Source organism: Sulfitobacter sp., from assembly GCF_036960155.1.
GTDB lineage: Bacteria > Pseudomonadota > Alphaproteobacteria > Rhodobacterales > Rhodobacteraceae > Sulfitobacter.
Genome location: NZ_JBALWB010000014.1, coordinates 85664 through 98865, shown reverse-complemented (window position 1 = coordinate 98865; position 13202 = coordinate 85664). Strand labels below are relative to the sequence as shown.

The 13202-nt window shown below is 56.3% G+C and carries 4 protein-coding genes; 2 read left to right on the top strand and 2 right to left on the bottom strand.

The genetic code is table 11. The features are described from left to right. Positions 1-3876, bottom strand: a 3876-nt coding sequence (locus tag V7775_RS20875; protein WP_335753859.1) for a beta strand repeat-containing protein, incomplete at its 3' end; no start/stop codon positions are given. Between the two features lie 337 nt (positions 3877-4213). On the opposite strand from V7775_RS20875, the gene V7775_RS20870 reads away from it, so the two are divergent. Continuing rightward, the gene (locus V7775_RS20870; protein ID WP_335753858.1) at positions 4214-4552 is read left to right on the top strand and encodes a hypothetical protein; all 339 of its coding nucleotides are present in this window, start codon (positions 4214-4216) and stop codon (positions 4550-4552) included. Positions 4553-5030: 478 nt separating this feature from the next. After that, complete coding sequence (locus V7775_RS20865) at positions 5031-6860, top strand: RyR domain-containing protein (protein WP_335753857.1); 1830 nt, start codon at positions 5031-5033, stop codon at positions 6858-6860. Positions 6861-6881: 21 nt separating this feature from the next. On the opposite strand, the gene V7775_RS20860 is transcribed toward V7775_RS20865, so the two are convergent. Continuing rightward, on the bottom strand, positions 6882-13202 hold the full coding sequence (locus tag V7775_RS20860; protein ID WP_335753856.1) for a WD40 repeat domain-containing protein: 6321 nt from the start codon (positions 13200-13202) through the stop codon (positions 6882-6884).

Below are 13202 nucleotides of genomic sequence, written 5' to 3'. Positions count from 1 at the left end.
GGCCAGCACGTTGTCGGTGGTCAGCGTCGTGTTTTCATCGGTGAAAATGATATCGTCCTGCGCCACAGGCGCATCATTCACCGCTGTCACCGTGATCGTCTGTGTCGCCAAAAGGCTGTCATCGATGCCGTCGTTTACGCGTACCGACAATATCCGGTCGCCGGTGTCTGGTGTGTCAGAGGTGTTGGTGTAGCTCACCGCGCGCAAGGCCACCTGCCATTCGGCCAGTGTCGCCGTGGCAAGCGCCGAGGTCAGCGTCATCACACCGGTGTTGCCGTCATAGACGCCCGCGATATTGCCCATGCCAGACGTGTTGGCAAAGGCCAGCACGTCTTCGGCAGTGACCAGCCCGCCAGTGATTGCAACCGTGGCCGAGGCCAGCGTGGTTGTGTCCACGTCGCTGACCGTCACATCCGGCAGGGCCACCAACGCGACCTGTTCGGTTGCCCCGACGGTGGCGCTCAGGCCGCCCAACTCAGGTGCGTCATTCACACCGGCGATGGTGACAGTGACTGTTGCGGTATCAACCACGGGGGTAAAGGTCGCCCGACCGAACACAACATAGCTTTCGCCCGCGTTGGAGGTGCCGTTCGGATCACCGCGATACGCCCCGATGATCAGATCATCAAAACCGTCACCGTTCACATCACCAGCAGCGGCGACCGAACGCCCGCTGTTGTCATCCGTATCAATCCCGTCGATGCGGAAGCCGTTTGTGCCGTCCAGCGCAGACAGTGATAGGCTGGAGCCAAAGCCCCCCGTGCTGCCGAACACCACATAGCTTTCGCCGGAGGAGTTGCCGTTCGGATCGCCACCGCGCGCGCCGATGATCAAGTCATCGATGCCGTCACCATTTATATCGCCTGCAGAGGCGACCGAGCGCCCGCTGAAGTCACCCGCATCGATCCCGTCGATCCGGAAGCCGTTGGTGCCATCCAGCGCAGACAGCGACAGGCTGGAGCTAAATCCGCTCGTGTCGCCGAACACAACATAGCTTTCGCCCGCATTGGAGGTGCTGTTCGGATCGGCATAGCGTGCTCCGATGATCAGGTCATCAACCCCGTCGCCGTTCACATCCCCCGCAGAGGAAACCGAATAACCGCTGTAGTCACTCGCATCGATCCCGTCTATCCGGAAGCCGTTTGTGCCGTCCAGCGCTGACAGCGACAGGCTGGAGCCAAAGCTCCCCGTGCTACCGAACACAACATAGCTTTCGCCTGCAGAGGAGGTGCCGTTCGGATCGGCATAGCGTGCTCCGATGATCAGGTCATCGATCCCGTCGCCGTTCACATCTCCGGCAGAGGAGACCGATCGCCCGCTCTGGTCATACGCATCGATCCCGTCGATCCGAAATCCGTTTGTGCCGTCTAGCGCTGACAGCGACAGGCTGGAGCCAAAGCTCCCCGTGCTACCGAACACAACATAGCTTTCGCCTGCAGAGGAGGTGCCGTTCGGATCGGCATAGCGTGCTCCGATGATCAGGTCATCGATCCCGTCGCCATTCACATCCCCAGCAGAGGAAACCGTACCCCCGCTGAAGTCATACGCATCGATCCCGTCGATCCGGAACCCGTTAGATCCATCCAGCGCAGACAGTGATAGGCTGGAACTAAAGCCGCCCGTGTCGCCGAACACAACATAGCTTTCGCCCGCAAAGGGGGCGCCGTTCGGACCGCCACCGAACGCCCCGATGATCAAATCATCGATCCCGTCACCGTTCACATCCCCGGCCGAGGAAACAGAATATCCGCTCTGGTCCGACCCATCGATCCCGTCGATCTGGAACCCGTTGGTGCCATCCAGCCCAGACAGCGACAAGCTGGCGGTGAAGCCTCCTGTGTCGCCGAACACAACATAGCTTTCGCCGGAGGAGATGCCGTTCGGATCGGCGAAGGGTGCTCCGATGATCAGGTCATCAACCCCGTCGCCGTTCAGATCCCCGGCAGAGGCGACCGAAAACCCGCTGTTGTCACCCAAACCTATCCCGTCGATGCGGAAGCCGTTTGTGCCATCTAGTGCCGACAGCGACAGGTTGGAGGAAAATATGCCCGGCAATTGTAATTCGGTGCCGTCCGTCACCGCATAGGTAAAGCTGTCGGTGGCATCGATACCGGCGGCCAAACTCTCGAACGCGCCGTTTGGATCATAGTCAAATGTTCCGTCGGCGTTTACCGTCACCAGCGCGCCCGAGGCCAGCGTAATCTGGCTGCCCACATTCGCCGCCACACCGTTTACCGCAGCGATCGACATCAGGTTGTTGGGTGAATCGTCCCGATCGACACCGTTGCCATTGTCGGCCAACACATCGCCGGACAGCGGCGTATCCTCGTTCGTTGCCACGTTGTCATCGGCGGCCTCCGCGGCGGCATTCTCGCCAAAGATCACATAGCTTTCGCCTGCACTGGTGTTGCCGTTCGGATCGCCACGTTCCGCCCCGATGATCAGGTCATCGATGCCGTCGCCGTTCACATCCCCGGCAGCAGAAACCGAGCGCCCGCTATAGTCAGCCGCATCGATCCCGTCGATCTGGAAGCCGTTTGTGCCATCCAACGCAGACAGCGACAGGCTGGAAGTGAAGGCCGCCGTACTGCCAAAAACAACATAGCTTTCGCCCGCACGGGAGGCGCCGTTTGGCTCAGCACGAAATGCCCCGATGATCAGGTCATCGATCCCGTCACCATTCACATCCCCCGCAGAGGAAACAGACAATCCGCTTAGGTCACCCGCGTCAATCCCGTCGATGCGGAACCCGTTGGTGCCATCCAGCGCAGACAGCGATAGGCTGGAGCTAAAGCTCCCCGAGCCGCCGAACACTACATAGCTTTCGCCCGCACGGAAGGCGCCGTTTGGCTCAGCACGAAATGCCCCGATGATCAGGTCATCGATCCCGTCGCCATTCACATCCCCAGCAGAGGCGACCGAATAACCGCTGCTGTCATCCGTATCAATCCCGTCGATGCGGAACCCATTGGTGCCATCCAGCGCTGACAGCGACAGGCTGGGGCCAAAGCCCCCCGTGCTGCCGAACACAACATAGCTTTCGCCCGCATTGGAGCTGCCGTTCGGATCAGCATATTGCGCCCCGATGATCACATCATCGATCCCGTCGCCGTTCACATCCCCCGCAGAGGCGACCGAATAGCCGCTGCGGTCATACGCATCGATCCCGCCGATGCGGAACCCGTTGGTGCCATCCAGCGCAGACAGCGACAGGTTGGAACTAAAGCCCCCCGCGCTGCCGAACACCACATAACTTTCGCCAGCAAGGGAGGCGCCGTTTGAATAGGCAAAACGCGCCCCGATGATCAGATCATCAATGCCATCGCCATTCACATCCCCCGCAGAGGAAACAGACCATCCGCTTAGGTCACCCGCATCGATCCCGTCGATTCGGAACCCGTTGGTGCCGTCCAGCGCCGACAACGACAAGCTGGAGCCAAAGCCGCCCGTGCCGCCAAACACAACATAGCTTTCGCCCGCATTGGAGCTGCCGTTCGGATCAGCATATTGCGCCCCAATGATCAGATCATCGATGCCGTCGCCATTCACATCACCGGCAGAGGAGACAGACTGCCCGCTGTTGTCAGACGCATCGATCCCGTCGATCCGGAAGCCGTTAGATCCATCCAACGCAGACAGTGATAGGCTGGAACTAAAGCCGCCCGTGTCGCCGAACACAACATAGCTTTCGCCCGCAGAGGAGGTGCCGTTCGGATCAGCACGAAATGCCCCGATGATCAAGTCATCGATCCCGTCGCCGTTCACATCCCCAGCAGAGGAAACCGAGCGCCCGCTGTAGTCATACGCATCGATCCCGTCGATCCGAAAGCCGTTTGTGCCGTCCAGCGACGAGAGAGAGAAAACAGTTTTGATCATGGAAAGGCATCCTTTACCCGCGGGCTTTGTTTGCGCCAGGGGTCAGGCTGGCAATTGGTCCGGGGCGCAAAGGCCCTACAGTGCTGTCGCTTTGGAGAGGAACGTCAGGCCCGTGGGCCAGCGGGTCAGAACCGCAAAAAATAACAAGCCGCTCAGTCGTGCTGCACAAATAGCAGGACGCGTCGCGCGAGTAGGCTTGCCTTCATCGTCATAAGAAACGGGCTGCGCAGAAATAAAAAACCAACGGGTTAAAAGAAGTCTGAAATCGAATTATATTAGTTAACAATGACATAATTCACTTTCAAACGATAGTTTAAAAGGATGGACGATCCGATACATGCATGAAGTGCGAGATTTCAATCTAAAGCTGTATGAATGCCCGCTACATCAGACTGTAGATATGAACGGATACAAGAATTTGATAAAAAGACCGCGCTGGCTGATCCTTCCCATTCATTCTGGCGTGCCGGAACTCTTGGACTTTGTAAATGTTAAGAGACAACTGACCAGTTTGCTTGACCCCGTCACGTACCATGACATCGCTTATGATGGGATCAGCTTTACAGAGGTTGATACAATCTTGGTGACGTTTAACGAAGCTGTTGGGGATGATCCGACCGAGGTGTGCAGTTCAGATGTTTACAACCGGTTGTTTCATGCGTCAGCTCGACGATAGGGCAGACTGATCGAGCTGATTATTCATTCGTTGGCAAATATTTGTGCCGACCATTCGGATCAGAAGGTGCTTCTCAATACCGACTTCGCGAATGTGTTCCAGCGTTGGGTTGGTGCGTCGGATGCGGATATTTATTTATCTTATTGAAAAGATAAGTAAATATAAGAATTAGGCGCATAATTTTGCAATCTCAAAATTCAAAAGGTGGAACTGACTGATAGGGTGTAATTTGATCCTCTAAGGTCAGGCGGTTCCCGACAAAATCAAGATACCTTACACCACGCGTATCAGCATGCCGTGGGTCCTTACGATTTTGATCCAGGTTGGCGGACCGAGAGTATTGATTTCAGGTTCTAGCTCAAGATGTTTTGTGCTGCTTATGCGTAGCAACCATTGAAACGGCGGTGCGGTTCACTTTTAGTAATTTCCAATTCATCGTACCTTGGGTAAGCTTCGGGGTAATATTGGGGTAACCGAGATGCTTAAACTACTGCAGAAACGTTCCGCTTTGGGGCGGTCCATTGTCTGGGCTGCTTTTCTTGCCTTGGCGCTCAGCTTTTTTGGGAACTTGCAAAAGAACTTCGACACGGTGGCCTCCGAAGACAGGAACCTGTCCAGAAGTGCAAAAATTGTGCTGGATACCATTCCAAGCGCAATAAAGGTCTTTCGCCCTAAGCCGCGCAAATCTCCCGGCACAGAGGGCTGGATTCTCACCATTGCTGAAACCTTGGGGGCGGTAGTGACCTTTGTGGCGGTCTTGACCGTGCTGTGGTCAGTGCTCAAGGAACAGGTTGAAAAACTGCGGATTTCAATGTTGCGACGCCACACGATCTTGCTTGGTTTTGATCAACGTGCACGATTGTTTATGAAGTCAAAGCAACGCCCTAGAGACCGCGCTGTGGTGGTGGTGGATCCAAGCGCATCCAGTAAGACCCGTGAAAAAGCACACGCCGAAGGATGTCTGCATTTTGCCACAACGGACGAAGTCGAGCTGACCAAGCAATTGCAAGCTTGTCGAGCGACAAGGGCGGAGCGGATCATCGTATCAACCGGGACCGATACGGAAAACCTAGAGTATATTAAAGAGATCGCTGAGGGCGAATTGCTGCCGCCCAAAGATGTTCTGATGATCATCGAAGATGTCAAACTGCATCACCAGCTCGAAGAGAACGATACATTCATGCAAAAGCTGGGCGATGGGACTGTCATGCGCATGATCAATCCAGCAAAGTCGGCGGCGATTGACTTGATGTCACGGGTCAATTTCAACGCATTGGCGCTGGCTCAAGGGCAGGCGGGCGTCACGCTGGTGGTGTTTGGCACAACCAATGTCGCTGCAGAGGTCGTTACACATTTCTTGCGGGTTTCGCCCTCGGTCCTGTCGCAGCGACCAAAGATTTGTTGGGTGGTTGAGGACAAGGCCGAATTGCAAAGGATGTTGTCGTTGGATTACGCTCCATTGGCCGCGCTGCTGTCTTCGCCACTGACGGGCACCCCCTTAGTTTGGGCGGTCTCGATGGAGGTATTTGAGACGGGTGAGGACACCGCGCTGTATGATGAAACCAAAATCGCATCTTTTCAGGAGGAACTGGGCAAACCCACCGCGGTAATCGTTGCCGAAGATCCCGAACGGTTCCATAAATCTAACATTCAAATCGGCACAGCGCTGCGTCAGACAAGCCGTCGGTTGAACTGCCTTGAGGTGCCGATCTTTGTTCACTCCGAAAAGAAGAGCGCCATGGACGAGTTCTTGATCTGCTCGAAATATTCGGGCGGGGACATGCCTGTCTCGCAAAAGAAACTGGCAAAGACCGATCTTCTTTGTGAAGTTGTCGAACCCTTTGGCCGCTCAGATGAAGTTTACAATTGGGGGCAGGGCGAAAGCACCCGCGAGACTTTGGCCCAGCAATTGCATGCTGAGTATGTGCAGGACCGGCGTGCTGATGTAGATGACGATCAGGATCGAACCGCCTCTTTGGCGCCTTGGAACACTCTGCCTGAAACCTATAAGAACGCCAACAGACGTGCGGCTGATCAATTGCGCATGCTTGAGTTTTCAAAAGCTCAATTGATGGAGGGCAATGCACAATCACCCGATGCGGTGATCGAGCGGCTGGCGGCCATTGAACATGATGCATGGTGGATTGATCGTGAACTTGACGGATGGTGCTTGAACGAAACCCGCAACAACAACCGCAAGTTTCACCCAAATTTGGTTCCCTATGATACATTAAGCGATGATATTAAGGAGTATGATCGCGCCAAAGCGCGCTGGGTTATGAAAAGAGCAGACCTAGAAAAATCATAAGCACCTCGCGACCTTGATCGCTTAGGGGGCAACTCTCCATCGATAGGGTTGGCCATCAGGGCCTGTTAGGTGCAATGCCTTCCCATCTGCTGCCCATTGCATCTGCGCGCGCTGTTCTTTTGGCGCAGGCATGGCGGATTGCGAGATCATAGCACGGCCACTTGCAGTATCGAACAGCCGCAGGGAACCAGCCGAACAATGGACCCATACCGCGGTACCATCCTTGGTAGGAAGGATCGCAGAAACGCTTTGGTCGCAAACATCTGTGATCACGCGCAGCAAGGATGTGCTTGTCCTGTCCCAGATCAGAAGCCGCCCGTCTTCCCCACCAGTAAACAACTTATCGCCCTTGGTGGAAAAGCTTGCTGCGGTCACTTCGCCGCGGTGCCCATCCAATTCGCTCGTCCCGCCCGAGGCATCGGTTAGCAGCACACGCCGCTCGCTGCGCACCACTTGTTCGGTACCTGACAGGCTTGCCAGCACATTCTCTGCCAGAGGGGTAATAGGCTCAGCCTTGATCAGGCGCGCGTCAGCGGAGGTGGCGGTGTCCCAGATCCGAAGCTGCCCATCGCCGGATGTGGTCACTCTGGTACTGCTATCTGGGGACTCAGCCAGCAACAGCCAAGCCGTGGCATGGCCAGTGTATTCCCTAACCAGTTCTCCGGTTTCAATATCATAAAGATGGATACTCTTTCGACCGCCATCAACGGTCGAAAACAACTGCCCGTGTTGCGGAAAGTTTTCGCTGTGCCCAAGACCACCAGATACATTGGCTAGTTCTGTTCCGTCTTGAACCTCTAGCAAGGCAACCCGACTATTGCTGATACCAGCTAGGGTTTTTGTTCCATCGGGTGAGAAACGAATGACCGTTGTCCCAGCAGGCAATGGCACGGCCAATGCGCCATCTTGCGTTGAATACAACGCCCCTGTCTTGTTTGACCACAAGATTGCAATCAAACCCCCATCAGGGGAAAAGACACTCTGGGTGACCGTCACTGATTTCCCTTCGTCGGATGCGTGCGTGCTTTGGATTGTCGACAGAACGCTGCGCGACACGGTGTCCAGCAGCTCCACCCCGGCATCTGTAGGCGCCGCAAGGATTTTGAAATCGTCTGAGATCGCAAAACCAATGGCCCTTGCATCGTAGTTGGCAAACCGCATGATTTCGCCGCCTGTTAGCGCGTCATAGATGGTTGGGGCACCTATGCGGGGAAAGGCCGCGATGCGCTTTGAATCCGGCGACCAAACGCCCCGCCTGCCTTGGGCAAAGCGCATCTTTTCGGCGCCAGTCGCAAGATCAACACTCACAAGGCCGCCGTGATTTCCTTGGGTTAAAAGGAAGGCGTCATCTGGAGAAAACGAAATACCGCTCTCAAACCCCTCGTCAAAGATAAATCGTTTTGTCCAATCCTTGCTGTTCCAAATTACCATTTTGGAGGCCCAATCGACAGTCGCCAGCAGGCTGCCATCGTGGGAGAAGATCACATTTTCAACCCGTTCCTGATGGTCGCTTAGCACGCGTTTTAGACCATCAAGCGCAACAGCGTTTGCGGCCAGTGCGTGTTGATAGGCTGGGGGCAAGTCGAGGGGCGGTTGTGTTGCCTTCTCAAGGCCCTCACCAGTTTGGTGCCAACTGCGCCCCGCAGCTAGGGCATCGCCGCGCACGGCTGCAATCCGTCCAGCTTCCAGCCGTTGACGTGCCTCAAGTGGGGGGAGTTTTTCACCTTCCGAGAACTGGTCACCAAGTGCCTCAAGGGCTAGGGTTTGCCAGCGGTCCTGTGGCAGATCATCATCCAGTTTTAGCCCCCAAGGTGTCACAGCACTGATTTCAGAAATAATATCCGAGGCGGGAACATTCACTTTTGGCAGGCGCCACAGTCGCGTGTTTCCGCGGCCCGTTGCAAGGCTGAACCATGCGCCGCTCGGGTCCACAGCAAGCTGTGGTTTTGGGCCAGCTTGCCCATCAAACCGTGCAACCTGAGACCCCGACGTCAGATCCCACAGGATCACGGCCCCGTTTGTCGCGGCAGAGAGCACATAAGAAGAGTTAGGTACAAATACCAATGAGGCGACTTTGCTTGAATGCCCAATTAGACGCGCCACAAGCGTACCCGTTTCTGAATCCCAAAGCGCCGCTGTGCCGTCGTTTGCACCACTGGCCAGCATCTTGCCCGTCGCATCGATGGCCATGGCGCTTATCGGTGCATTATGAGCATCAAATTGAAAAAGCTCGCTGTTTGTATGGCGGATGACACGTAACTGACCGGCCGTATCTCCAACTGCAATCCGTGTTTTATCAGGCCAATAGACTGCTGCCCGTGTCTCGCGGTTAGCCACCCGATGCCTCAGCAAACCTGTATCCTGCCACCACAGATGCAGTCCCGCGTTTGAGCGGGTTAAGACATAAGTACTGTCATTCCAAAAATCGACATTGGTCACTGGTTGCTCGGTCTTTTTACTCTCGTTGATCTTTGTGCCTGTGGCGCGGCTCAGTTCTAGCCACCCGCCCAAGTTGCTACCCAGTTCATGCCCGCTTGTTCCGACCAATATGCCTGACCCGTCAGAGTTCCATGTTATGTTTGCAGCGAACTTGTCGTCTGACAACGCGTATTGCCAAAGCTGCATGCCGCTTTTGACATCCGACAGGGTCACGAGATTGCCTGCTGCTGTAGCAATCTGGTTGCCATCCGGGCTGAAAGTGATGTCACGGACCCAGACCTTACCTGGATGGGCAGAAACGACTCTTGCATTTGCGCAATCGCTCACCTCAGCAAGGGTCACCTGCCCAAGGGCATCGCCTGATGCAATATACTGGCTGTCGGGTGAGAAGGTCACAACCCGGCCTGCCGCACCGGGTACGACACAAGGGCGCAGGGCAGAGAGGGCCCAGAGCGTCAATGTGCCATCAACTGCCGCAGTGGCCAAAGTGTTCCCATCATGGGAAAACGCTAATGCGCTGCCGCTTGCCGCATGACCGTCAAGGCGGGCCAGAACGACCCCGTCCGCCGACGCGTCCGACAATGTCATGGTGCCGGCAGTGTCGACGACAGCAATCATACGGGCATCCTCTGTCAGGGCTGCTGCAATAATCTGGCGTTGCGTGCCTGCGGTATCGACCCCACCGGAGTTGGTGATCGTCTTGCCCTTGCGGGCATCCACGACAACCGCTTGGGTCTCATTGCGCACCAGTAAACGGGTGCCACGGGTATCTGTCGTGATCCCCAGCGCCGGTGTCTGGTTCTCCCAGACGGTCTGACAGTCCGCGTCAAGCGTGACCTGCATCAGGCCTGACCCTCCGAGGGCCAGAACCGCACGGGTGTCTCCAAGGACAAGTCCGTCCAGCACAGGCAAAGGCGCTTGTGTCGTGCAGCGCAAGATCTCGTTGCCAGTTGCGCTGTCCCATTGGGCAATCTGACCTTCGCTGGTAAGCGTCGTAACGTGTGTTCCGTTTGGATCAAATGCCGCCGACACGGGAACGCCGCCATGTTCTGCAAGGGTTGCCATTAGCGCGCCATCGCTGACGTTCCAAAGACGTGTTGTCTGATCATGGCTCAGCGAGGCCAGCGTTGTACCATCCCCCGAGAAGTACAATTTTGTGATGGCTTGGAAATGTGCCTCGAACTTTTGGGTTGTCTGTGCCTGAAAATCCCAAAGCAAAACAGTGCCAGTCTCGGCTCCCGCGGCCACAAACCGTCCATCCTGCGAAAAGGCAAGAGCCTTGATTGTGTCATCGTCGCCTTTGTAGCGCGCCAGTCTTTTGCCTGTGGCCATGTTTGTGACCGAGATCGAGCCATCAGATGCCGCTATCGCCATCAAATCATCTGGCCCTGCTGCAAGGACGGTAATGGGACCAGCGCTTTCAAAGGTTGCCGTCCCCTTGATCGAAGCAAGCGCATGGGCAGTCGAAAATAGGGCGCCAGTTTGATCTTTGGGGGCGCTTCCGTAGGCCGCGCCCAAAAGCAGGGTGGCTTCTTCGGCGCGGCCGTCCAAAAGCGCTTTGCGGCCTTGCTCGAAAAACAACTCTCCTAAACGGGATTGGGCCGTTGCCGCACTTTTTTCAGCTTCGATTTGGGCGGCTTCTGATACCAATCGCGCTGATGCTGCTTCGCTGCGTTGTCTGTCTGCATACCAAGCGGTGGCAGATGCGGCGAATGTCAGAACGGCCAATGCTGCAATTGCTGTCTGCTTCAGGCGCTGCAGCCGCGTGGCGCGCGCCATTGACAGGGAAATGAAACGGGTGACCTTTTCAGATACATTGGCCTCGGCATCTTTTGTGATCTGCCGGGCTTCATCAAGTGCTGGGCCGGTGGGCAGCAAGAGCTGCGCCTCGCGTCCAGATTCTTCCCAACGGTTCGCCGCAAAGTTGACGCGGGCGCTGATCCGCAAGAACTCCTGATCTGCCGCCAACCAGTCCTGCAAGCGCGACCATGAGCCAAGCAAGGCCTCATGGGTCAATGTCACTACGGTATTGCCGGCACTATCCCCCCCAACAACAAACAAGCGCGCGGCGACAAAGGCGTCGATCAATGTCCTGATGGGGGTGTTTGGCGGAAAATTCTCCATACTGGCCGCGCGTTTGGTTGCGGCCCTATCGCGGTCCAATCGCACATGTACGATCTGACGCATTACGCGGGGCAGGGTGGCCTGCGCGGCGGCGGGCAGGTCATTGAAAGCCTCCTCTGCGCGCCGCCCCAAGGCTCCGGCCAACCCACCCAGTGCTTCGTAGGCCTCCCACGTGAGTACCCCAGTGGGGGAGCGCGCACGGTAGAGTTCTTCAAGCGTGAATTCCAACAGCGGCAGGCTGTCGGGCTCGGCGACAGCCGCATCGCGCAGGTCATCATCCAGCTGCGCGCCGGTTTCGGGATGTTCTTCGAATGTTAAACCTGCACGCATGGTGGGTTGGCGGATGATCTGCCCAATCTCAGCTGATGTAGGCGCGCTGAGATCGTATTGTCCGTCACTGCCTTTGAGCTTTGCAAACATTGGCTGTTCGATCGCATGCTGGTAAAAATCGCTACGCAATGTCGCCACCACATAAACTCGCCCCGAAGCAGCAAGAGCGCAGAGCGCATCAAGAAAACCTTCCCGTTCGGATTGAGAAATGCTGGTATCAGTGAACAGTTCTTCCATCTGATCCACAAGCAGGACCAATTTGGCTTTGGGTGGGTTGTCTAGGATCACGCGGCGATTTTGCGCGCGCAGATCAGGATCCATGTCAGGATGGGCGGCATCATAGTTTTCAGCCCCCAGAGCAGCAAGTTTCTGCGCCGCTTGGGAGAGCGCGCCTTTCAGCAGCAGGTCCGCGCCTTTTGGGGTTGAGTCCAGAAGCTCGCCCAATTCTTCGACGGTTGTGCCATCGCTGAGAAGTTCGGGCAGGGCAAGAGGGGCAGACAGTGCGGCAGCAAAGGCTTTGTTGGGGTTGCCGCTGGCTTCGCTTGGGCGAAACACCGCGCGCCGCCAGAGGCCGACACCCTCAACGACGCCGGGCTCTACCAGCAAGGGCAGAACACCAGCACGCACAAGGCTGGACTTGCCGCCGCCTGAACGGCCCAACACCAGAACAAAGGCATTGCCCTGTGCGGCTTGGGCGCGCAGGGTTTTTAAGACACCGGATATCGCATGGGTGCGGCCATAAAAAACAGGCGCATGTTCAAACTCAAAGGTCTCCAATCCGCGAAAAGGGGAACCTTCCCAAAGGGCAGGCGCTGTGCCCCCGCTAATTGTCGCGCTGAGGCTTTTGACACCCAGCTCTTCAAGACGTCGTTGGACGAGCTTGTCTAGATGGGTTTCAAAGGCCTCCTCGAATTCGGCTGAATTGCTAAACCCGTGAAAGGCAGCCAGCAAGGAGCCATCATCGTCATGGAACCACTTTTGAATGAACCCATCCAGCGCCCGTTTTTGGCGCAACCGTTCTTCGGCATCCGAGTTACTGGCAAGACTGATAAAGGGTTCGGCCATCTTGCGGTAGACCAGCAGGTCAGGACGGCCGGTGCGCTGGATAGCGTCCCATGCGTCTTCGAATTCAAATTCGGTGCCGCTGTCATAGCGGGTGCCGTCCTCGCGTTGGATATGCGCGGGCAACCTTGTGCCCAGACGCGACCATAGAATGCAGACCACAATATCCGTGGTAGAGGGTTTTTCGATTTGATCTTGAAATGTCGCTGAGGCGAGGAGAGGCTCATGTTCCCAAATGATGGGCACCAGTTTGGCCACGGGGGCATACCGTTCTGTGAGCCGTTGCAACACGCGGCCAGCCAGCACACGTTCCTCGTTCACATCCCCCGGAGAGGACAAGAAAATCTTGATCTCAGGAACGCCGTTTGCCTCGATTGCACCAGTCAA